Below are 21,137 nucleotides of genomic sequence, written 5' to 3'. Positions count from 1 at the left end.
TCTAATATTATATAGGTTTGCAGAAATATTCGAAACAACTTTGGAGGTTTTTTCATGGTAAAATATATATCCATTTTAGGTTCCACAGGATCCATCGGCACATCTGCATTAGATGTCGTTTCAGCTCATCCTGAACATTTCAAAATCGTCGGTTTAACCGCAAATTATAATATCGATCTTCTTGAGCAACAAATCAAAACGTTTCAACCTCGTATTGTAAGCGTTGCAACAAAAGACTTAGCAGACACGCTTCGTACGCGTATTTCAGCGAATACAAAAATCACATACGGAACTGATGGCTTAATTGCGGTAGCTACTCACCCTGATTCAAATCTTGTATTAAGTTCTGTTGTCGGAGTTTCCGGACTACTTCCAACGATTGAAGCATTAAAGGCGAAGAAAGATATTGCCATCGCTAATAAAGAAACGTTAGTTGCAGCTGGACATATCGTAACTGAACTAGCGAAACAAAACGGATGTCGCTTAATTCCAGTAGATAGCGAACATTCAGCTATTTTCCAATGTTTAAACGGAGAAAATAATAAAGAAATTGAGAAATTAATCGTTACAGCTTCTGGCGGTGCATTCCGTGATAAAACACGTGATGAAATGCAAACATTACAAGCAAAAGATGCTTTAAAGCACCCAAACTGGTTAATGGGCGCAAAACTAACGATTGATTCTGCCACATTAATGAATAAAGGGTTCGAAGTAATGGAAGCGAGATGGCTATTTGATATTCCATATGAAAAAATTGATGTAATGATTCATAAAGAAAGTATCATTCATTCTTTAGTAGAATTTATTGATGGATCAGTTATGGCACAGCTCGGTGCTCCTGATATGAGAATGCCGATTCAATATGCGTTTCACTATCCTACTCGGCTACCTTCTTCCTATGAAAAATTAAATTTATTAGAAATCGGTAGTTTACATTTTGAAAAACCAGATTTAGAGAAGTTCCCTTGTCTACAATACGCATATGAATGTGGCAAAATCGGTGGTACTACTCCCGCTGTATTAAATGCAGCAAATGAACTTGCGAATGCACTATTCTTAAAAAATGAAATTGCCTTTTTCGATATTGAAAAAACAATTTACAAAACAGTTGAAGCTCATCATAACGTAAAAGATCCTTCACTAGATGCTATATTAGAAGCGGATCAATGGGCGCGCCAATATGCAAATGAATTGTTAATAAAAAAGCGCTAAAATAATCCCCATAATCCCGAATAAGTTTCCGGCAGTTAAAATGATAAAAATGATAGTAATCGGGTGAATATCTAACTTTTTACCCATGACTTGCGGAGAAATAAATTTACCTTCTGCTAATTGTACAACCATCATAACGATGATTACTTTTAACACCATTGCTGGCGAGTCGATAAATGCGATAATTAACGCTGGTGTAATGGCGATAATTGGTCCTACGTACGGAACGATATTTACAATCATCGCTAAAATAGCAAGCAGTACAGCATATTTAATACCGATAATAAGGTAACCGATTAATAACATAATACCGATAAATAAGCTCACGATAATTTGACCTCTAATATACGAGCTAATCGCATAATGCATATCATCTAGTATTCTCATTGCTGCTGGTTGTCTTTGCTCTGAAATAAACTTTAAAAAGTGATTCGGCAATTGCTCACCATCTTTTAAAAGATAGAACAATATAAATGGAACCATTACAAATGTTAAAACAACCTCTGTAACAGTACTCAAAAATCCAGTTACATTCCCAGTTACTGATGATAATGACTTTGTAAAATCAACTGTGTATTCTTTTACCATATTCGCAACATTAATATTTAAATTCTCTTGAATTTTACCGAGTAAATTACTTTCCCCGAATCTACGTGCTGCTTGTTCAATCTCATGGCCAAAATACGGTAAGTTATCAATTAATGCATCAATTTGATCTTTAATAATAGGGATAACCGTTACAACTAAAAATACAAATAATCCTAGTACGATTAAATATATGGAAGCTATCGATACGATTCTTGAAACACCTTTCTTTTCTAAAAGCGAAACGAATGGATGTAAAATATAGAATAGTACGCCTGCTAATAGTACTGGGAAGAAAATTGTTTTTAAAAATACGATAAACGGTGTAAAAACAAATGATATTTTTGTTAGCAATAAAATATTAATGAACAATAACGCAAATCCAAGTAATACCGCCAAATAATTTTGTTCTCTAAAAAACTTTCTTAACTTATCTCTTTTTCTTATATTTATTTTCTCCAATGAAACCACCTCTTCGAATGATGAAAAGCCCTTATTCAGGGCTCTTCATCATAATCTATATATCTATTTCTTTGCAGCTTTCACTACAAATGATACAATAAAAATTAACACGATTGCACCTAATAATGCTGGCACGACGTGAATCCCACCAAATGATGGCCCAAAGGAGCCAAATAATCTACCACCTAACGAAGCACCTAATAAACCTGCGATAATATTTCCGAACATACCACCTGGGAAATTTTTACCTGTTATAGAACTAGCAATTGCACCTATAATAGCACCAACTATTAATGTGATAATCCACCCCATTTTTAGTCCTCCATTTCTATTATAGTTTGTATGATTTAATACAAACATATGTATTTATCATTGCTAACCATATTTCACTATAGAAATATATTTACTACTATTTTACATATGGAGATACATATATTATATGCAAAAAAGAAAAATATTGTCAAACTCACCCATAAAGCAATTATATTCATATACCATATTTAAAGGAGGCTTCATTATCTATGATTCTTAAGTTAAATTCCACTTCTTTTGAAGTAGCAACATCCATTTTACAGGTTCAAATTCCAGCTTATAAAGTTGAAGCAGGCTACTTAAATAGTACTGCCATACCTCGTTTATATGATACTGTAAACGATATTCAAAATTGCGTTGAAACATTCTATGGATATTTTTCTGAAAATAAACTTGTCGGTTTTATTTCTTTTGTACAAGAAGAAAAACTAATCGATATCCACAGGCTAGTTGTATCGCCCGATTTTTTTTCAAAAAGGAATCGCAACGAAACTCCTAATTTATATATTTAACATGTTTCCCTCTTCAATGACATACATTGTACAAACAGGTAAAGCGAATACCCCTGCTATTACTTTATATAAAAAACACGGATTCATTACAGTATCAGATACAATACTTCCTGACGGTATGATTCTTACGCAATTAAAAAAGACAGAATACACAAAATAATTTGACTTGTTCGCTCCTTTATGTTATTTTTTACTTTATAAAACCTTTTGCTGAGTCCAAATTTTGGAGCGGGGGAACCATTTTTGTAGCTATGCTACTTGGGGCGAATCTTTTTTAAGTAGGGAAACTCTCACTTCCCGAGTCCGACAGCTAACCTCGTAAGCGTAATGGGAGAGGAAGGTGCTTTTTGCCTATGTTACACATTTTGCCTCCTTAATTATAAATATGGGATCGATATCAAATAGTCACCTATATTTATAGAAAAGGAGAATGTATTATGTTACGTTTATCTGATCACGCAATAAAAATGATGGAGCAAAGACTCCGAATTGAAAAACAACGCACATATCAAGCAAATAAAGTTGTAGATAACTTACATCACAAATACTTCTTTCAGCATATTTTCCAACCGAAAAGATGAAGAAAATGTTTATTTAATATTAAAAAACACAAGGTGTGTCTTACAAAGACTTTCCTTGTGTTTTTTATATTCTTTATAAAATTCTCACTATATTTAAGCTTGCTGTAATCGCACCTGCTATAGTAGTCACATGCCCTACACCTAACGGGCCATTTTGTAATATTAATGTTGAATTGGCACTCGTCACATTCACAAGAAGTGTATTTGAAATGGCTGGTTCGATTACTACAGTTGATGTCGTTACGTTTTGTATAAAACTCCCTGTTAGTTGCGTTCCATTTAATAGCAATCTAACAGATACTGTCTCATTCCTACCATTGGCATCCCCTTGAAAATATTACACCTTTTATATGAAATGCATTTTTATAAGAAAAGTACACCTTTGACCTCATTTTTTTAAAATAAAGAAGCCTATCATTTCATCTATTTGAAATGATAGGCTTCTTTTTATAAAACAATTTACTTCCTCGCCTTAATAATAAAAGTAGTTGGCACCATCCTAGCTTTATATAAAGAATAATATTTCGTAGACGGCTCAGCTAGTTCTCCATCAAGCGAGCTCGATGGTTCAGGCTCTTCTATTCTCTCAATTTTAAATCCCGCTCTATTTAACTCATTTATGTATGTACTTATTTTTCTCTTATGTAATGTCGCTTGTACATTTTCTCCTTTAAAAGTTTCAAACGTAATGGGCGTTTCCTCATGATAAGAAGACTTTATAGCAACTTCTTCCGTACCATACTGTAAGTTTGAATATACTGGGTGCTCCCAACTAAAAATAAAACTTCCCCCTGGCTTTACATATGAATAAATCAGTTCCAACGTTTTTCTTAAATCTGAAGTCCAACCTAATGCATAAATGGAATATACAATATCAAAATATCCTTTCGGAATATCTCCTTCTTCTTCCATTGCTCCGCATACTAACTTTGGATTCCAATCCTTTAACGTCTTATTCGCTATTTCAATTTGTGTACTCGAAAGATCAAGCCCCCATAATTCCTCTGCCCCTTGTTCCGCCATATATTGCAACGAATGCCCACTTCCACAGCCAATATCAAGAACCTTTTTCTTTCTGATTGAATCGAACAAACGAATCTCATCTTCAGACGCCGTATACGGACCATATTTAGGTAAACAATCCACTTGAAAGAAATAAGGTGCAACTGTATCCCAACACTTTTTATTTGTAGCTAGCATTTGTGTGCCTTTCATATTATTCATTCCCCCATCCATTTTTCTTTCTCTAATATTACTTACATATCATAACCAGATCGCCCTTTTCTCTTCGCCCTGTAGTTTTTCACTTTCGCAATCGTACCGCATGCTCTTCCTCCTTCTTCTCCAGCATACATACCGCACCATCTTTTACTTCCATTTCGCGAATGATCATAAAATACCCAGCGACAATCTGGACATGCTTTTAACCTTCCCCACACATTTTCTTGAATTGACATTAACACAATGCTTAACACTTTTGTATACACATTCTCTTCATATACTGGTTCATATGTAATACCTTTCATATCATCCTTTATATGTACATGAAATGGGTATTTCTCTAACCATTTTTGCAATGATTCTTCGCCTTCAATTGTCATCCGAATCTCTTCTCGAAAACCTCTTAATTCCTCTATCGTATGAAATGGAAACTCTTCATCAAAATATTCTTTCATAAAGAGCTTTATATCTTCTTTTGTTTGCAGCAAATCAATTGGCTCTCTCGTATCGTTTGGTATTCTCCATGTATTTAAAAATTCCCGAATATATTCTAGTTCATTTGGAGCGTTTTGATTCAATTCAATCCACCTTCTTCTTAAAATTTACTTTTTTCTGACTTTATGTATAATTATAATATAAAGTAGTTAACCATCAAATAATTTTACTGGTTACATAATTAGGAGGATTTCTATGAAAAGTTTCTCAACACCGATACGTTTCATGCTTATTTCTTCATTTTTTATGTCTTTTGGGTATTTTGCAGTATACGCATTTTTAGCTATTTATCTATTAACCTTTCTTCATTTTTCTGCTGTCCAAGTAGGAACAGTGTTGACGATTATGACAATTACATCACGAGTTATCCCATTATTCTCAGGGTTAATTGCTGACAAAATAGGCTATATCATTATGATGATAGCCGGATTATTTTTAAGAGGAGTCGGATTTATCGCTTTAGGAATATGCTCTGATTTCTATACAATTTCTATTTTTTCTGCACTTATTGGCTTCGGAACTGCATTTTACGAACCTGCCGCTCGCGCTATATTTGGCTCACAGCCAGCTCATTTGAGAAAAAATTTATTTACATATTTAAACCTTAGCTTTAATTGCGGTGCAATAATCGGACCAATTGCAGGAGGATTCTTACTCTTACTCGATCCACTCTACGCTTTCTCTCTAACAGGATCTCTTATGCTGTTATTTGCTTTTATTTTTTACTTACTTAAAAATCACTTCCAAGTCACTACTGAAAACACGTCTATTACATTAGGAATACAGGTCATCTTACAAAACAAATCTTTCCTTCTGTTTTCCTTTATCATGATTTTCTTCTATATTATGTTTACTCAGCTTACTGTCGCACTTCCACTTCATATGAAAAACATTAGTAATAGCAATCAACTTGCTACACTCGTTATTACGATAAATGCGATAACAGGCGTCATATTTATGGTATTATTCCGAAAATTATTCCACAAATACAACACACTTTCGATTATTAAATACGGTGTTTTATTAATGAGTATTTCCTTTTTACTCATTCCTTTATTTCAACACCCATATTGGTTCTTTATTTGTGTAATTTTATTTACAATCGGTGAAACACTCGTATTACCTAACGCTGATATCGCTATTGCAAATTACAGTAATGAATCATATACAGCCACTTTCTTCGGATTTTATCAACTATCACTCGCATTTGGTTTTATCATTGGTAATTATACCGGTACATCTTTTACATCCAACTTAAGCGGAATGTATACACCATGGCTTATTTTTGGCGGAATAGGACTTATTGGTTTTATTTCACTACATATTTTGAATATAAAAAAAGTGGCCTCTAAAGAGGATATACACCTATGTAATACAAGCGACCTATAACGAAAAAGATTCGACCATCATATGTGACAGTCGAATCTTTTTATTTTTCATATTCAAGGTGATTATGTCTTTTACAACGAAATAAATAGCAAGCCCCTATATAATCAGTTTCAAACTCTAATCCTGGAACGTATCCAGATTTGATACGTTCTACCATTGTTTTATAACAATTATTCTCTTCTGTATATTCCTTAATTAACTCTTTCTTATCATTTTCTGTCCAGTTTTCTTCTACTTCTTCACTCTGAACATCTTCTATTTCTGCTGTTTTCGCTTCGATAGATTCCCGTATAACTTCATTTATACGGGAGAAATTATTCGTTTTATATAGAGCATACACAAATCTACCAATCCAATTAGGACTTTTCCAGCATTCTTTATATCCCTTTTCGAACCATTCAATTGCTTCTTTATAGCAATTCAATTCAACATATAAATCTGCTACATTAATTTCCCCTAAAAAATTATCAGATTCCCTGTTAAAAGTATCTAACTTCTCTTTTGCTTCTGTCGTTCGTTCTAAATCAATTAAACATTTTACATAGCTATACATGATATAGTCCGAATCCCCTGCAACTCGTAAAAAAAATTCCGAAGCTTTTTCCAGCTCTCCAAGATTATAATGAGCTACAGCTAGATTGTGATATGCTTCATCGGATGGTTGAATCGAAATAGATTTTTGTAATACTTCTTTCGCTTCTGTCCATTTTTCTTGTTTCATGTAAATGTCCCCTAAGATGTTATAAGGAAAGTATGAAGAAGGATTCAACTTAACAACTTCTCTTATTAATTCAAGAGCTTTATCATCATTCTCTTCCTCATAGAAGTACATCCAAGCAAGATTATTGAGAGATTGTACGTCTCTAGATTCATGTACTGCTTGTTGAAACAGTTCCATTGCTTCCTCATATTTATTTTGTTCAAACATTTCAATTGCCTTCTCGTTAATGTTCAAATAACTACCTCCGAAGTGAATAAATTCATCTACGCTTTATCATTATTTTAAGATGTAAAAATTGAAATTTCTATAAAAAATTTCTTTATCCTGTCTACATTTCGATTGAAATAGAAGCTAAAACACACGAATTTACAACAATGAGTAAATTTTTCAATCTCCCTTAAATTGGATATACATCCTGTTTTATTTTACATATTATGGTACAATCAAAAGGGTACTAACTAAACATTTACGCTCCACACTAGTAATCTAGCAATACCAAAATCAAAATTCACATGGAATTGAGGGATGTTATGAAACAGAAATTAGCTGTTCTTCTATTCACTGGAATCATATTATCAGGATGTTCAACTATAGCAGAGAATTCTTTAGAAAGCGGGAAAGGCAGTATGGAATTATTAACACCAACGATCACAGCAAAAGATAATGAATCAGAAATTAAAACTAAAGGCATTGATGAAAATAAAGTAACTTTTATTTATGTTGCTAATAAAAAAGTATTGGAACAAAAACTAAAAAATGGTGAATCCTACAAGCTTAATATTAAAGATATCGAACACGCTCATAGGACAGACTACAAACCAAAAGTTCAACTTTTCCAAACGAAAGATGATAATGATGATGGAGAAATGGTAACCTTCAAACAAGTTAGATATACAGTTAAAAACTGATTTTAAAGTTGTTTCATTATAAATGTAACGAACGAAAATATACTTTTAACAGTAGATAAATGTAGGGGGTGCTAACATGAAAAAACGATGGATTTCTTGGTGGATTGGTAACATATTTTGGATTATCGTTTTTGGAATATGGGCCGCTATTATTTGGCTACGAGATGTTGATGGTGCTGGTGTTATTCAAACACCTGAAATTAAATCAATATCACTTATCGTTTTATTAATTGCGTTTATCATACCGGTATTTTTTCAAATTATATGGCTAATCATTAATTTGAGAATGAGTAAAAAAAATAATTATACGATTTAGTTTTTTTGAATTAACAGATCAATATTTTTCATAAAAAAAGAGAGGAATCTACATCAAAATAGATTCCTCCTTTTACATTTGGACTTATACTGCACTTTTACTGCAGCACTACTCCTCTTTTTTACGATGCATGTTCATCTTTCTTCTTCATTAACGCTCTTTTCTTCATCGCCTTCGTTAAATATCCACCCTTAAACGAGCGAATTTCATACGAAGACATAAACGCTTTCGGTGCAATTTCATTAATGATTTCTAAAAGCTCTTTCTCTCTAGAACGCTTTGCGACGATATCTAAGCGATAACGTATAGAATTAATACCTTCGCCTTCAAATACTGTAACGCCAAATCCAGAGTGACGTAACTCATCTACTAATTCATTACAACGGTCTAGTAAACTAACTTGATACGTAATATAACCAATTGCTAATTTATTCTCTATATAACCGCCTAATAACAGTCCCGCACTAAAGCCAATGACATAGGCAACGATGTTCATCCAATTTGATAAATCTTGAAACACAATACCTAAACTGACAATGTAAATAGCTCCTTCTAACAATCCAACACCAGCAGCGGATCTTGTTTGATTCTTTACAAGCAAAATCGTACGGATTGTTAAAATTGGAACGTAAATAATTTGTAGCACAAAAATAAGTAGCGCTTGTAACATTGGTATCCACCTCTTTCAAAAAGTCTTTTGTCATAATAACATACATAACCTTTAGAAATCGATGGGTTTTTTAAAATTTTTTTATTATTTTTCATACTATTGAAAAACGTAAAAAAGAAGCGTATTATATTTGTCGTTAATTTGTTTACTTGTATCAAATCACTAAAATAAAAAAGGAACCCGATTAGGTCCCTTTCATCATAGCTCTATGTTTTTCGAAGCATGTTCCCTTTGCTTCTCTTCTTCTTTCACTAACTGCATATTTGCATACGCTAAATTTGCAATCATTAAAAAGTGGCCACCTAAAATACCTGTACCGAATGCCCACATTTCCATCTCATGCTCAATTTCATACATGATGATAGCCCCTAAAATAGCAGCTGCAAATCGGTTTAAAACTCCTAATCCAGGAGCCTTTTCCTTCATTACGATACTTTTTCCGAGTTTCTCCACTCTGCGAGCTAATAACCAAAGACAATAGGCGCTTACTGCTAATCCAATACCGAACCCTGTCACTTGTTTTCCAAACGGAGTAATCGTCCACATAAGTAGTAAACCACTAAAGATCACATACAATTGTAATCGATATACACGTAAGGCTTCTTGAATCAAAATATCCGCTCCTAAGTTCTCATTTTTTGTACTTTAGAAGAAAAGCAGCAACTTACACAGTTGCTGCTTTCTCTTCTTCTTGTTCTTGTTCCATCTTACGAATTTCAACACGTTTAATTTGGTAAGCGTCTTTTTCTAACACTTTAAATTCATAACCTTCCGCGTCAACATGTTGTCCTTCTTCGATTTCATGATTTTGCATCATAATCCATCCACCGATTGTATCCACATCATCTTCTTCGATGTGTAATCCAAATAAATCTTTCACTTCTGAAATAAGCACTTTTCCATCAACAATGATATGTTGCTCGTTCACATGTTGAATTGGCGGTGCCTCATCTTCATCATATTCGTCACGAATTTCGCCGACGATTTCCTCCAAGATATCTTCAAGCGTTACAATTCCGGCTGTTCCTCCGTACTCATCATATAAAACAGCCATCGGAATTCGCTTCTTCTGCATTTGAAGTAATAAATCGTGAATTGGAGTCGTTTCCATCACTTCAATAATCGGACGCATATACGAGCGAATAGATGATAAATCTTTTTGATCCTCGGTCATATATCGAATAAAGAAATCTTTTACGTTGACCATACCGATAATATCATCTTTATCTTCTCCAAAAATCGGATAACGTGTGTATCGCTCATTTTGGATTACTTTCATGTGTTCTTCTACTGAATCTTCCAGGTAGAAACCAACGATTTCTGTTCGCGGTACCATAATCTCTTTTGCAATACGATTATCAAATTCAAAAATGTTATTTACATACTTGTATTCAGCTTGATTAATTTCGCCACTTTCATAGCTATCTGAAAGGATAAGACGTAATTCTTCTTCTGTATGAGCTACTTCATGTTCTGAAGCTGGCTTTAAACCGAATAAACCAGTTATCACACGAGCTGAACCGTTCAATACCCAAATAAATGGATACATTACTTTATAGAACATCATTAATGGACCTGCCAATAATAACGTTACCCTTTCAGCCTTTTGAATTGCCATCGTTTTCGGAGCTAATTCCCCTACTACAACGTGTAAATACGTCATAATCATAAAAGCAAGACCAAATGTTAATACTGATGAAATAGAAGGATTTAAGTTCCATTTCTCAAATAACGGGTGTAATAACTTTTCAATTGTCGGTTCACCTAACCAACCTAATCCCATAGCTGTAACTGTAATACCTAATTGACAAGCAGATAAATATTCATCTAAATTTGTTGTTACCTTTTTCGCTGCTAAAGCACCGCGTTTTCCTTCCGCAACAAGCTGATCGATACGACTTGAACGTATCTTTACAATCGCAAACTCTGCTGCTACGAAAAATCCAGTAAATGCGATTAAAATCGCAACCATGACTAAATTAAATATTTCCAATGAATCCCCTTAGTTAAAAAACTAAGGTGTCCACCTCCTGTATACTATAATGTTTTCTTATTTGTTTGTTAGAAAACATAGCCCGATACAAAAATTAAAGAGGTCGGATTTCACTTATTCTATAATAATAGAGCAAGTGTCTGTATTAAAGCTGTCGTTTGACCTGATAAAGATTTCGATATTTTTTCACGTTGTGAATCAGTCAATTCATCTAAAAGCGGCTTTAACTCAGTAAGCTCCACTTCTAATTGATGAATATGGTCTGTCACTTCATTCACTTGTTTCGAAACGTGTTCATTGATACCGAGCAGCTTCTTCTTCTCCTCGATTTTCTCTTTAATCTCACAAAGCGGCATATGCATTTCTTTGCACTTCTCAATAAATTGTAATGTCTCAAATGCTGTTTCGTCGTAATAGCGATAATTAGATTGAGATCGCTCCGCTTTTAAGATACCTAGATTCGTATAATAATCAATCGTTCGTTTCGACACGTGAGCCATGAGAGCCAACTGTCCGATTCGATACACCTTCCCAACGATCTTCCCCCCTTGTTTATATTACATACATCATACAACACATAAACTGTACAGTCAAACGTGACGGTTTATTATTCACAATTTATACAAAATTCCAATCTCCTCCTATGATGATTCAATACGAGTAATCTACACTTATACAATAAAATTACTAAACTACTACCTAATCACTACATTGCCTGCCACTTTTAACCTTTCTTATTTAAAAGCATATCCTACTAATAATGATTGCTTGTATAGGAGGGAATTAATATGAAAAAGACAATCATTTCTCATTTTTATAATGAAGAATACCTACTTCCATGGTGGCTTATGCATCACACGAAAATATTCGATCACGGCATTTTAATTAATAGAGGGTCTACAGATCGTTCCGTAGAGATTTGTAAACTATTAGCACCCCACTGGGAGGTACGAAATTCAAGATTTCTTGAGTTTGATCCAACTAATACTGATATTGAAGTGATGGAAATTGAAAGAGAAGTTTCAGGTTGGAAAATCGTTTTAAATACTACTGAATTCTTTTGTTGTAATAATACTGAAGAATTTTTTTCATCTCTTCATACACTAGGCCAAAACATGTATGCGATTAGAATGATTTTAATGATAGATAATCATAATTATAATTATTCAAAGCCTAGATATTCTATCCCCTTAGTAGAACAGCGATACCACGGTGTCTTCCCTTATAACCCAAATCTCGGATGTGCTTGGAGATTTATTCACAATCATCTAGACGGTGCATATTTACCTGGTAGACATCATTCGCGGCACGGATATATAATTTATGACTATCCTTCATTTATTTTAAAATTTTATTTTAGCCCTTGGAATGAACAATCAAAGGCAAGAAAATTACAAATTACACCTACCCTTTCAAAAAGGGGTGTTCAAATGGGACTTCAAACACATTACGGTCAATCTCCTGAAGTACTGGACATACGTTTTTTAGAGCTTAGTAACCTAACACAAGACCTCCGTCATAACCCTGAATATCAAGAATTATTTCCAAAATTCAAACCGTAATATTTTCTGCATCGTCATCACCTCAAACATTTTCATTCACTTAATCAAAAACAATCTCATTTGCATAAAACATGAATACTGTATAAATAATAAATTTTTATTTTAGGAGGAAAAAATGAAAGCTGTTATTCTTGCTGGTGGGTACGGTACAAGAATTGGGGAAGAAACACATTTAAAACCGAAACCTATGATTGAAATTGGAACAAAACCCATTCTATGGCACATTATGAGTTTGTATAGTCATTACGGAATTACTGAGTTTATTATTTGCTTAGGCTATAAAGGATATGCAATTAAAGAGTTCTTTCTAAATTACAACTTACACATGTCTGATTTCACAATACAGTTAAACGATAATACAATTACTAGCCATTCTCATCGTGTAGAACCATGGAAAGTTACACTAATCGATACTGGTGTAAATACCGAAACGGGTGGCCGAGTGAAAAAGATTCAAAATTATGTCGGAGACGAACCTTTCTGCCTCACTTATGGTGATGGATTAAGTAATGTAAATATAAAAGAACTTATTACATTCCATAAAAAACATGGAAAAATGGCTACTGTTACTGCCGTACAACCTCCTGGTAGATTCGGTTCTCTCATATTAGATAAACAGTCTGTAACATCTTTTCAAGAAAAACCATTAGGTGATGGCGGATGGGTTAATGGTGGATTTTTCGTTTTAAATCCTGAAGTTTTCAATTACATTAGTGGAGATAAGTCTGTTTTTGAAACAGACTCTTTAGTTCAGTTAGTAAATAAAAATGAATTGGCCGCATATCAACATTCTGGTTTTTGGCATCCGATGGATACATTGCGCGATAAAAATAAATTAGTCGAGCTATGGGAAAGTAATAACGCTCCGTGGAAGGTTTGGTAATATGGCTTCATCATCTTTTTGGAATAAGAAAAAAGTATTTATTACGGGACATACTGGATTTAAAGGCTCCTGGCTCACCCTTTTCTTAAGTTCTTTAGGTGCAGAAGTAGTAGGCTTTTCTTCTCATCCCCCATCCATTCCTAACATTTTTGAACAAGGTAACGTAGCAAAAGAGTGCACGACAATGAAAGGCAATATTACAGATTACCATTCTTTATTTCATGCCATGAAGCAGCATAAACCTGACATAATATTTCATTTAGCAGCTCAGCCAATCGTAACCGCTTCATACAAAAACCCTATCGATACATTCAAAACGAATGTTTTAGGTACTGTTCACGTGCTAGAAGCAGCAAAGTCCGTCGAAAGCGTACGTGCCATTATTAATGTGACAAGCGATAAATGTTATGAGAATGACGGTAGTGGCGACCGATCGTTCGTGGAAAATGACCGACTAGGAGGTTTCGACCCTTATAGCGCTAGTAAAGCTTGCGCTGAAATATTGGCAACATCCTATCAAAAATCATTCTTCCGCACTAATACCCAGAAACTCGCCTCAGTCAGAGCTGGTAACGTCATCGGCGGTGGTGATTGGGCAGAAGATCGATTATTCCCTGATATCATTCGGGCATATTTGCACAATCATACTTTGTGTATTCGAAACAAATATGCCGTCCGTCCGTGGCAACATGTTTTAGATCCTCTACATGGCTATATCCTTTTAGCTGAGAAACTTTGGAATGATGCTAAATATGCAGAAGCGTGGAATTTCGGCCCAATGAATGAACCTAACAGAACCGTTCATGATGTCATTGAATCTGTAATAAAATTATGGAATAACCCACTAACAATCATTTCCTCCTCTACAAATACTCCTTATGAATCACCTGTTTTAACACTCGATAGTACAAAAGCAGTAAACAAACTCAGCTGGACTCCTAAGTTATCAACAGATGATTCTATCGCTTGGACTGTTGATTGGTACAAAAAATATGCATCTGGTGAAAATATAGAATCTTTCACATGACAACAAATCGATGCATTCAAAAATTTATAAAGGGGCTATAAAATGGAACAGAAAAAATGCCGTTTTTGCCACTCATTACTAACCAACACTTTTTTAGATTTGGGCGTTTCCCCTCTCGCTAATTCATTTGTAGCTCCTGAAAGCTCATATAAAATGGAACCTTTTTATCCGCTGCACACATTTGTTTGTCACTCTTGTTTACTCGTACAGCTAGATGAATTTGAATCCCCGCAAAATATTTTTCATAACTATTTATACTTCAGCTCTTACTCCTCAAGTTGGCTACTACACGCTAAACAATATGTAGAAATGGCGATTAAGCGTTTCAACTTAACGAAACATTCAAAAGTGATTGAAATCGCAAGTAACGATGGGTACTTATTACAATACTTTAAAAAAGAAAATATCGAGACATTGGGAATTGAACCCGCGAAAAACGTAGCAGAAATTGCTATCAAAAAAGGAATTCCTACTCATGTGAATTTTTTCAGTAATGACTTAGCAAAAAAATTGCCACAAGCTGATTTAATCGTCGCAAATAACGTATTAGCACATGTTCCAAACTTGCATGATTTTGTTGCTGGTTTAAAAACACTATTAAAACGTGATGGCACGATAACAATCGAATTCCCGCACTTATTAAACCTTATATCCTTTAACCAATTTGATACCATCTACCATGAACACTTCTCCTACTTCTCACTTATAAGCCTTCAAAAAATTTTAGCTCATCATCATTTACAAATTGTTGATGTAGAAGAGCTTTCAACACATGGTGGTTCATTACGTATTTTTGTAAACCATCTAAGTTCCCAATCCACTATCCATTCCAACGTTACAAACTTACTCCAAAAAGAAGTCAATCACGGACTCGATACATTAGATTGCTATCTCCTTTTTTCTAAACGAGTGGAACAATTGAAAATAAATATTTTAAAGTTTTTTATCAAAGCAAAAGCTTTAAACAAACAAATCATCGGCTACGGCGCTCCGGCTAAAGGAAACACCCTGTTGAATTATTGCGGAATAGGTAAAGAATTTTTAGCGTATACAGTAGATAAAAATCCTCACAAACAAAATCTCCTTTTACCAGGAACTCGTATTCCAATAAAATCTCCAGCAGAAATTAAACGTACAAAACCGGATTACATTCTCATACTTCCTTGGAATTTGAAAGACGAAATTATAAAAGAATGCTCTTTCATTCGTGAATGGGGCGGTAAATTTTTAGTGACAGTTCCAGAAGTTGAGGTGATTGAGCCATGAAGAAAGTTGTTGTAACAGGTGGTAGTGGCTGGATAGGTAAATATGTTGTACATTCACTTATACAAAAGGGATACGAAGTGCACGCCACGTATAATAAAAATAAACCCTCTCACCTCCCTTGCCACTGGCATAAAGTAAACTTGCTCCGCAATGACGAAGTAAAACAATTCATTTACGACGTTCAGCCTAGCCATCTCATTCACCTTGCTTGGGAAGCAGTACCACCAGCATGCTATGTATCTATTAATAATTACTATTGGCTAAAGTCTAGTATTTCATTGATTCAACACTTTACAACATGCGGCGGAAAGCGTGTTGTCGTTGCAGGTACTGGCGCAGAATACGAATGGTTTAACGGCGTATTATTTGAAGATTCACCGCTCCTTTCCTATAAAACCCCGTATTCTTTATGTAAAAATGCACTGCACTCCTGGCTAGAAACGTATGCACAACAAACAGGCCTCAGCATGTGTTGGGGCCGCATTTTTCATATGTATGGACCTCACGAACAAGGTAATCGGCTCGTTTCTAACATTATCACTTCCTTATTAAAAAACGAGGAAGCACTATGTACACATGGAAAACAATCGAGAGATTTCCTCCATGTGAGTGACGTCGCTGACGCTCTCGTAACAATATTAGAACACGGCGTTACAGGCACCATCAATATCGCTTCTGGTCAATCTGTACAAATTAAAGAGTTAGCTTCTATCATTGCTAAAAAGATAGGAAAAGAACATTTAATTAAACTAGGTGCAATCCCTTTCTCTAAAGATGAACCTTTATTTGTCGGGGTTAATGTAAAACGTTTAAAAACTGAAGTAAACTGGAAACCAACATACGATCTAAATACAGGAATAGAAGAAACAATTTTATGGTGGAAATCATTTATACAAAAACATAACGATATGCATCATTAAAACGTAAATCCTTCGTTCCTCTCGCTAATTCCTTATACCATTCTTCTAATCTTTCCGGCGTAACAATATGATGCGTACCCATTCCTCCATGCTTACTAGCTTCAGAAAGAGTCGGACCAATTTGTAACTTTCTCTTTCTCATCGCATCATTCCACGGACTAAACCCAAACCATAATATACAGGCAAGAGGTGGATAAATCATCGATTCATGCGCAGATAAATGTCTTCCAACCGTATAACTTCCATGCTCATGATTATGAATAAATCTTCCCCTTCTCCATAGTCTCCACTCCTCTGGTAAATAACCATGAAATCGCTGTTTCATTAAAGGTATTCCAAAGTTAAGTTCCGGATAATTATAGTTAGGATCATCGACCATAATAAGCCCTTCTAGCCAATACATCCTACCTCCCAATTCATCTAGTGATTTCCAAAACTGATTTTTATCTTGCATGCAAAGAAACTCAGTCGTATTTAAAATCATTTTCCATCCTTGTACTTCTTGTTCTATCCTCATCACTTCATGATCTGTCGCATATGCATCAAACTCTGGATTTACAGAATCTCGCACTTCCCAATGCGGTGCGAATTTTTTACAAATCTCAACGGAACGATCTGTTGAACCTTTATTAATTAAAATACCATGATCAAAAAGTTTCGTATGATGCATAAGCCACCATGGCAATAAATATTCTTCATTGTAAAAATGCGAAATAACGGTTGTAGTTATAATAATCTCCTCCTCTTTCTCTATTAATCTACTTTTTATCCTACAACCAATATACTCATAAGCAAAAATATGTTTCCTAATTATTGATCAAATATTATTATTAATATTTTTGTAAGTTTTCCTTTGGTACCCAGCCCTTCTCACCATCTCTTCCTTCGCCCCAAACCCATCCATTGAATTCTTCTAATCCAATCACTCTTTCTCCAATACTCACATTTAATTCTTTCGCAGTATATTGTTTTATAATAATTCCTGTTCCATTCATATCTTTTTTTATAATTTGCTCCGGAACCCATCCTTTCCGGTCATATTTCTCTTCGTGACAAAACATCCAGTTTTCCCAGTTTTCCGGACCAGCGTAACTCTCTATCATTTTCACTACATCCCCCTCTTCTAAGCGAATTGGATTAGGATAATTGCTAACATGTGATTTTATAACGATATATTTCATAACAACCTCCAATAATCAGAAAATTAAGTTATAATATCATTATAACTTAAAGAGGAGGAATGCACGCATGTACTACAACACTTCATTCGAAAACGATCAACCTGTAGGCCGTCTATAAACTAAGACGGGCAATCATATAACACATACACTACGCCTCGTCTTAGGGAACTCATAATACCCTAAAAATAGACGGAGGTACTTTACATGAAACAAACAATTTTAGGAGCTATATGTTTATCACTAGCAGCAAGTATATGGGGTGGTATGTATGTTGTTAGCAAATACGTACTCGATTTTATCCCACCACTAACCCTCGTTTGGCTACGCTTTATCATTGCTTTTGTTGTTTTGTATGGCATTTTGAAACTAGCTGAGAAAAAGCAAAAGAAAAAAGTAACCATTCGCAAAAAAGATTGGCTCCTATTCGCTTGGATTGGATTTATCGGCTATTTCATTTCGATCACATGCCAATTTATCGGAACAAAATTATCCGACGCTCATACAGGCTCGTTAGTTACATCAGCTACACCTGCATTTATGGTTATATTTGCAGCGCTCATTTTGAAAGAAAAACTAACCGCTCGTAGACTTTTATCTACTATAATAGCGACAATCGGCGTCATTATCGTAATCGGGTGGGATATTGAAATTGGCTCCTATTTTATTGGAACAATCATTTTAGTTGGAGCCGCTATTACGTGGGCTTTACTATCTATTTATGTAAAGATCGCTTCAATCCAATTCTCATCCTTAGTTATTACAACGTATGCCATATTCTTTTCACTCTTTTTTATTACACCCTTTATGATATGGGAACTACAAACATCCTCTATCGGAACAGTAAATACGTACGTAATATTAGGCGTATTATACTTAGGTATTGTCTCAACAGCAGGTGCCTTTTTCCTTTGGAATAAAGGATTAGAATTAATAGACGCAAGCATCGGTTCCTTATTTTTCTTCTTCCAACCTATTGTTGGATCATTACTTGGCTGGCTCTTATTAAATGAGACATTAAATAGTAACTTTTTTATTGGCGGTATTCTTATTATATGTAGCGTTTTAATTACTACTTTTGAAAAGAAATAAAAAGCAGGCAGAGATTCTTAGTCTCTGCCTGTTCGCATTATTGGATCTTGATCGTGAAAACCAATACAAATCGGTATATTACTTTGCACTTCACTACGTACACTTATAAAACTACACAGCGTTTTAGCAATTAAATATAAAGTTACACCGACTGCTTTTTCACTTGTGTCAAAGCCATTTCCATTATACATATCTGCTAATTCTACAGACCCCGGCCCCTCAATATTATATGTCCATTCAGATGCCCAATCATCGTCCTCTTCTTCAAGTGGAATATATTCCTCACAAATATAAAACTGACTATCCCATTCGTTATCAAGGTCATACTCAAAATAAATCGCTTTTGATTCTTCATTAGTAGCCATTTCTACAGCTGCATCCAAACCTACTCGAATACTTTTCTTATATGACTCTAAATCAATTGCTTTAATTCGTTCTGCATATTCTGCAGACGCTAACATGCTACAAATTTCAAAATACTTCGCTTCTATTTGCTCTACTGCTAACGAAAAGACATCCTCTTGCATCTCTTCTAAATACTGAAATATATCCACACTAAACACTCCTCACTCTTTACGCACTCCAATGCGATGGACGGGATAACATTTTCGGTAATTTCGTATGCTTATCCCCTTTCGCTGCGTTAATTTGAACTTGCGTCAGAAAAATACTATTTGTAAAATCAGCCCCGCGAATATCTGCATCTCTTAAATCTGCTCCGATAAGATCTGCTCCTCTTAAATTTGCTCCATTTAAGTTAGCCGCAATTAAGTAAGCACCCCTTAAATTTGCACCTTGTAAATTTTTCTTTTTCAAATTTGCTCCCATAAGATCTGCTCCGCGGTGAATGATTCGTTTCTTACGTGCAGTATTCATTTCCTTCCATACTAATTCGCTCGTTTCTAAAAGAAGAATGTTCACCTCTGCCCTATGCATTGGAACATTTATTTTCATTAACTCATCTGGATTTAAATTCGAAAGTCGCTCTGTCTCCTCAATTGCGGTCTCCAGCTCTTTATGAATTGGCTGTGTTGCCTTTAAAAGAATCGCTTCATTTAAATACCAAAGCATTTCATGAAGTTGATGTATAACCGGAAAAGCATCGTACATTTTTCTTGCATGCTTTGCATCTTTCCGCCAATCAATCCCTTTAAACGTACCCTGAGAAATCTTCTGCCCAGCACCGAAACACTCAAATACTGTACAACCTTTATAACCTTTTCCTCTAAGATTTTTATGTATACTACATTTAAAATCTGATTGTAAGTTAGAACATGGTTTACCACCATCTTTATTCACTGCAAAATCTACCGATGCTGCGAACGGTAATGCAACGCAACATAGACCGAAGCATTTTTCGCAGTTTGCTTTTAAATGATCATTATGATTAGTCAAAATCTATACCCCCTGTTGTCTTTTGACTATTTCATAATATTCCAACTGTAATAAATAATCAATTTTAAAATAAACCGGCATCTTTCGTTCCAATTCATAACTTTATCATTCGATTTCCTTTCAATTGAAAAGGACTATTTCTATTTAATGAATTATAATTAAATTATAAATTTTCTAACTAAAAGGAGACTTATTATGGCACTAGAAATGAAAACAAACTGTCAAATTTGCAATCAATCGCTCGAACAAGATTCTGAAGCATACATTTGTGTATATGAATGTACATTTTGCGCACCATGTACAGAAGAAAGACAAAACGTTTGTCCAAACTGCGGCGGCGAATTAGTACGTAGGCCGAAAAAGAAACAATAAAAAGCAAAGCGATATCGCTTTGCTTTTTATTGTTTTCTGAGTATATGAAATTATATCGAACACAA

Annotated in this window: 24 protein-coding genes, 3 pseudogenes and 1 riboswitch; of the genes and pseudogenes, 13 read left to right on the top strand and 14 right to left on the bottom strand. The window is 34.6% G+C overall.

The annotated features are described in order from the left end of the window. The first annotated feature begins 54 nt into the window (after positions 1-54). Positions 55-1,212 (top strand): 1-deoxy-D-xylulose-5-phosphate reductoisomerase, encoded by a 1,158-nt coding sequence (locus QCI79_RS24115; protein ID WP_000241795.1) that lies wholly within the window; start codon positions 55-57, stop codon positions 1,210-1,212. On the opposite strand, the pseudogene QCI79_RS24110 reads toward QCI79_RS24115, so the two are convergent. Next, a pseudogene (locus QCI79_RS24110) lies at positions 1,204-2,259 on the bottom strand (AI-2E family transporter); the annotation flags it as partial. The gene QCI79_RS24115 and the pseudogene QCI79_RS24110 sit on opposite strands and share 9 nt — an antisense overlap. A gap of 63 nt (positions 2,260-2,322) precedes the next feature. Next, positions 2,323-2,571, bottom strand: coding sequence for a GlsB/YeaQ/YmgE family stress response membrane protein (locus tag QCI79_RS24105; protein ID WP_000539730.1), 249 nt, complete (start codon positions 2,569-2,571; stop codon positions 2,323-2,325). Positions 2,572-2,780: 209 nt separating this feature from the next. Here QCI79_RS24105 and QCI79_RS24100 point away from each other — a divergent pair. Continuing rightward, positions 2,781-3,243: pseudogene (locus QCI79_RS24100) on the top strand (GNAT family N-acetyltransferase). A 38-nt stretch (positions 3,244-3,281) separates the two neighbouring features. Next, positions 3,282-3,424, top strand: a riboswitch (cyclic di-AMP (ydaO/yuaA leader). Positions 3,425-3,520: 96 nt separating this feature from the next. Further along, entirely contained in the window at positions 3,521-3,664 is a 144-nt protein-coding gene (locus QCI79_RS24095) for a hypothetical protein (RefSeq protein ID WP_000945243.1), read from the top strand. Between the two features lie 73 nt (positions 3,665-3,737). On the opposite strand, the pseudogene QCI79_RS24090 reads toward QCI79_RS24095, so the two are convergent. The 3 genes and pseudogenes from QCI79_RS24090 to QCI79_RS24080 form a co-directional block, all read right to left on the bottom strand. Next, a pseudogene (locus QCI79_RS24090) lies at positions 3,738-4,001 on the bottom strand (collagen-like protein); the annotation flags it as partial. 122 nt (positions 4,002-4,123) lie between these two features. Beyond that, entirely contained in the window at positions 4,124-4,879 is a 756-nt protein-coding gene (locus QCI79_RS24085) for a class I SAM-dependent methyltransferase (RefSeq protein ID WP_002101127.1), read from the bottom strand. Positions 4,880-4,920: 41 nt separating this feature from the next. Then, positions 4,921-5,463, bottom strand: coding sequence for a CGNR zinc finger domain-containing protein (locus tag QCI79_RS24080; RefSeq protein WP_021728177.1), 543 nt, complete (start codon positions 5,461-5,463; stop codon positions 4,921-4,923). A gap of 112 nt (positions 5,464-5,575) precedes the next feature. On the opposite strand from QCI79_RS24080, the gene QCI79_RS24075 reads away from it, so the two are divergent. Then, positions 5,576-6,769 carry an MDR family MFS transporter gene (locus tag QCI79_RS24075; protein ID WP_000834855.1) on the top strand — a complete coding sequence of 398 codons (1,194 nt, stop codon included), beginning with the start codon at positions 5,576-5,578 and terminating at the stop codon, positions 6,767-6,769. Between the two features lie 40 nt (positions 6,770-6,809). On the opposite strand, the gene QCI79_RS24070 is transcribed toward QCI79_RS24075, so the two are convergent. After that, complete coding sequence (locus QCI79_RS24070) at positions 6,810-7,724, bottom strand: tetratricopeptide repeat protein (RefSeq protein ID WP_001024464.1); 915 nt, start codon at positions 7,722-7,724, stop codon at positions 6,810-6,812. Between the two features lie 278 nt (positions 7,725-8,002). On the opposite strand from QCI79_RS24070, the gene QCI79_RS24065 reads away from it, so the two are divergent. Together QCI79_RS24065 and QCI79_RS24060 are read left to right on the top strand one after the other, a co-directional pair. Beyond that, positions 8,003-8,398 (top strand): hypothetical protein, encoded by a 396-nt coding sequence (locus tag QCI79_RS24065; protein WP_080346247.1) that lies wholly within the window; start codon positions 8,003-8,005, stop codon positions 8,396-8,398. Positions 8,399-8,474: 76 nt separating this feature from the next. Next, complete coding sequence (locus tag QCI79_RS24060) at positions 8,475-8,714, top strand: DUF3923 family protein (RefSeq protein ID WP_000747679.1); 240 nt, start codon at positions 8,475-8,477, stop codon at positions 8,712-8,714. Between the two features lie 121 nt (positions 8,715-8,835). On the opposite strand, the gene QCI79_RS24055 is transcribed toward QCI79_RS24060, so the two are convergent. The 4 genes from QCI79_RS24055 to QCI79_RS24040 form a co-directional block, all read right to left on the bottom strand. Continuing rightward, positions 8,836-9,384, bottom strand: a complete 549-nt coding sequence (locus QCI79_RS24055) for a DUF2179 domain-containing protein (RefSeq protein WP_000938438.1) — start codon at positions 9,382-9,384, stop codon at positions 8,836-8,838. Positions 9,385-9,582: 198 nt separating this feature from the next. Further along, a complete protein-coding gene (locus QCI79_RS24050; RefSeq protein ID WP_000613876.1) occupies positions 9,583-9,996 on the bottom strand; it encodes an ATP synthase subunit I in 414 nt (137 codons plus the stop codon). Between the two features lie 52 nt (positions 9,997-10,048). Then, positions 10,049-11,377 carry a hemolysin family protein gene (locus QCI79_RS24045; protein WP_000402256.1) on the bottom strand — a complete coding sequence of 443 codons (1,329 nt, stop codon included), beginning with the start codon at positions 11,375-11,377 and terminating at the stop codon, positions 10,049-10,051. A gap of 119 nt (positions 11,378-11,496) precedes the next feature. Further along, complete coding sequence (locus tag QCI79_RS24040; RefSeq protein WP_000285634.1) at positions 11,497-11,904, bottom strand: MerR family transcriptional regulator; 408 nt, start codon at positions 11,902-11,904, stop codon at positions 11,497-11,499. Between the two features lie 261 nt (positions 11,905-12,165). Between QCI79_RS24040 and QCI79_RS24035 the strand changes: the two genes are divergently transcribed. The 5 genes from QCI79_RS24035 to QCI79_RS24015 all read left to right on the top strand — a co-directional run bounded on the left by QCI79_RS24035 (position 12,166) and on the right by QCI79_RS24015 (position 17,035). Beyond that, positions 12,166-12,939 (top strand): glycosyltransferase family 2 protein, encoded by a 774-nt coding sequence (locus QCI79_RS24035; RefSeq protein WP_000750973.1) that lies wholly within the window; start codon positions 12,166-12,168, stop codon positions 12,937-12,939. Between the two features lie 115 nt (positions 12,940-13,054). After that, positions 13,055-13,822, top strand: a complete 768-nt coding sequence (gene rfbF, locus QCI79_RS24030; RefSeq protein WP_000648806.1) for a glucose-1-phosphate cytidylyltransferase — start codon at positions 13,055-13,057, stop codon at positions 13,820-13,822. A gap of 1 nt (position 13,823) precedes the next feature. Continuing rightward, on the top strand, positions 13,824-14,849 hold the full coding sequence (rfbG, locus tag QCI79_RS24025) for a CDP-glucose 4,6-dehydratase (protein ID WP_000168665.1): 1,026 nt from the start codon (positions 13,824-13,826) through the stop codon (positions 14,847-14,849). 42 nt (positions 14,850-14,891) lie between these two features. Beyond that, positions 14,892-16,115 carry a class I SAM-dependent methyltransferase gene (locus tag QCI79_RS24020; protein WP_000435771.1) on the top strand — a complete coding sequence of 408 codons (1,224 nt, stop codon included), beginning with the start codon at positions 14,892-14,894 and terminating at the stop codon, positions 16,113-16,115. After that, on the top strand, positions 16,112-17,035 hold the full coding sequence (locus QCI79_RS24015; RefSeq protein WP_000758372.1) for an NAD-dependent epimerase/dehydratase family protein: 924 nt from the start codon (positions 16,112-16,114) through the stop codon (positions 17,033-17,035). Before QCI79_RS24020 ends, QCI79_RS24015 begins: the two co-directional genes overlap by 4 nt. Here QCI79_RS24015 and QCI79_RS24010 read toward each other — a convergent pair. Both QCI79_RS24010 and QCI79_RS24005 read right to left on the bottom strand, forming a co-directional pair. Continuing rightward, positions 17,004-17,804, bottom strand: coding sequence for a glycosyltransferase family 2 protein (locus QCI79_RS24010; protein ID WP_071686365.1), 801 nt, complete (start codon positions 17,802-17,804; stop codon positions 17,004-17,006). The genes QCI79_RS24015 and QCI79_RS24010 overlap by 32 nt on opposite strands. Before the next feature lie 61 nt (positions 17,805-17,865). Beyond that, a complete protein-coding gene (locus tag QCI79_RS24005) occupies positions 17,866-18,216 on the bottom strand; it encodes an SH3 domain-containing protein (protein WP_000875282.1) in 351 nt (116 codons plus the stop codon). A 204-nt stretch (positions 18,217-18,420) separates the two neighbouring features. Here QCI79_RS24005 and QCI79_RS24000 point away from each other — a divergent pair, with 204 nt between their 5' ends. After that, positions 18,421-19,305 carry a DMT family transporter gene (locus QCI79_RS24000; RefSeq protein ID WP_000814736.1) on the top strand — a complete coding sequence of 295 codons (885 nt, stop codon included), beginning with the start codon at positions 18,421-18,423 and terminating at the stop codon, positions 19,303-19,305. 17 nt (positions 19,306-19,322) lie between these two features. Here QCI79_RS24000 and QCI79_RS23995 read toward each other — a convergent pair whose 3' ends face one another. Both QCI79_RS23995 and QCI79_RS23990 read right to left on the bottom strand, forming a co-directional pair. Next, the gene (locus QCI79_RS23995) at positions 19,323-19,859 is read right to left on the bottom strand and encodes a hypothetical protein (protein ID WP_000350931.1); all 537 of its coding nucleotides are present in this window, start codon (positions 19,857-19,859) and stop codon (positions 19,323-19,325) included. Positions 19,860-19,878: 19 nt separating this feature from the next. Further along, positions 19,879-20,700: a pentapeptide repeat-containing protein gene (locus QCI79_RS23990; RefSeq protein WP_000181426.1), complete on the bottom strand. Its 822-nt coding sequence runs from the start codon at positions 20,698-20,700 to the stop codon at positions 19,879-19,881. A 195-nt stretch (positions 20,701-20,895) separates the two neighbouring features. Between QCI79_RS23990 and QCI79_RS23985 the strand changes: the two genes are divergently transcribed. Further along, a complete protein-coding gene (locus QCI79_RS23985; RefSeq protein ID WP_001162798.1) occupies positions 20,896-21,072 on the top strand; it encodes a DUF1272 domain-containing protein in 177 nt (58 codons plus the stop codon). Positions 21,073-21,137: the final 65 nt, after the last annotated feature.

The organism is Bacillus cereus group sp. MG1 (assembly GCF_040460035.1).
Lineage (GTDB): Bacteria > Bacillota > Bacilli > Bacillales > Bacillaceae_G > Bacillus_A > Bacillus_A cereus.
This window is presented reverse-complemented; position numbering and strand designations above follow the sequence as displayed.

What these genes read in the sequence shown, in the direction of transcription:
- QCI79_RS24115 (WP_000241795.1), top strand. Translation starts at nt 55, where the DNA reads ATGGTAAAATATATATCCATTTTAGGTTCCACAGGATCCATCGGCACA.
- QCI79_RS24105 (WP_000539730.1), bottom strand. Translation starts at nt 2,571, where the DNA reads ATGGGGTGGATTATCACATTAATAGTTGGTGCTATTATAGGTGCAATT.
- QCI79_RS24095 (WP_000945243.1), top strand. Translation starts at nt 3,521, where the DNA reads ATGTTACGTTTATCTGATCACGCAATAAAAATGATGGAGCAAAGACTC.
- QCI79_RS24085 (WP_002101127.1), bottom strand. Translation starts at nt 4,879, where the DNA reads ATGAAAGGCACACAAATGCTAGCTACAAATAAAAAGTGTTGGGATACA.
- QCI79_RS24075 (WP_000834855.1), top strand. Translation starts at nt 5,576, where the DNA reads ATGAAAAGTTTCTCAACACCGATACGTTTCATGCTTATTTCTTCATTT.
- QCI79_RS24065 (WP_080346247.1), top strand. Translation starts at nt 8,003, where the DNA reads ATGGAATTGAGGGATGTTATGAAACAGAAATTAGCTGTTCTTCTATTC.
- QCI79_RS24060 (WP_000747679.1), top strand. Translation starts at nt 8,475, where the DNA reads ATGAAAAAACGATGGATTTCTTGGTGGATTGGTAACATATTTTGGATT.
- QCI79_RS24055 (WP_000938438.1), bottom strand. Translation starts at nt 9,384, where the DNA reads ATGTTACAAGCGCTACTTATTTTTGTGCTACAAATTATTTACGTTCCA.
- QCI79_RS24035 (WP_000750973.1), top strand. Translation starts at nt 12,166, where the DNA reads ATGAAAAAGACAATCATTTCTCATTTTTATAATGAAGAATACCTACTT.
- rfbF (WP_000648806.1), top strand. Translation starts at nt 13,055, where the DNA reads ATGAAAGCTGTTATTCTTGCTGGTGGGTACGGTACAAGAATTGGGGAA.
- rfbG (WP_000168665.1), top strand. Translation starts at nt 13,824, where the DNA reads ATGGCTTCATCATCTTTTTGGAATAAGAAAAAAGTATTTATTACGGGA.
- QCI79_RS24020 (WP_000435771.1), top strand. Translation starts at nt 14,892, where the DNA reads ATGGAACAGAAAAAATGCCGTTTTTGCCACTCATTACTAACCAACACT.
- QCI79_RS24015 (WP_000758372.1), top strand. Translation starts at nt 16,112, where the DNA reads ATGAAGAAAGTTGTTGTAACAGGTGGTAGTGGCTGGATAGGTAAATAT.
- QCI79_RS24005 (WP_000875282.1), bottom strand. Translation starts at nt 18,216, where the DNA reads ATGAAATATATCGTTATAAAATCACATGTTAGCAATTATCCTAATCCA.
- QCI79_RS24000 (WP_000814736.1), top strand. Translation starts at nt 18,421, where the DNA reads ATGAAACAAACAATTTTAGGAGCTATATGTTTATCACTAGCAGCAAGT.
- QCI79_RS23985 (WP_001162798.1), top strand. Translation starts at nt 20,896, where the DNA reads ATGGCACTAGAAATGAAAACAAACTGTCAAATTTGCAATCAATCGCTC.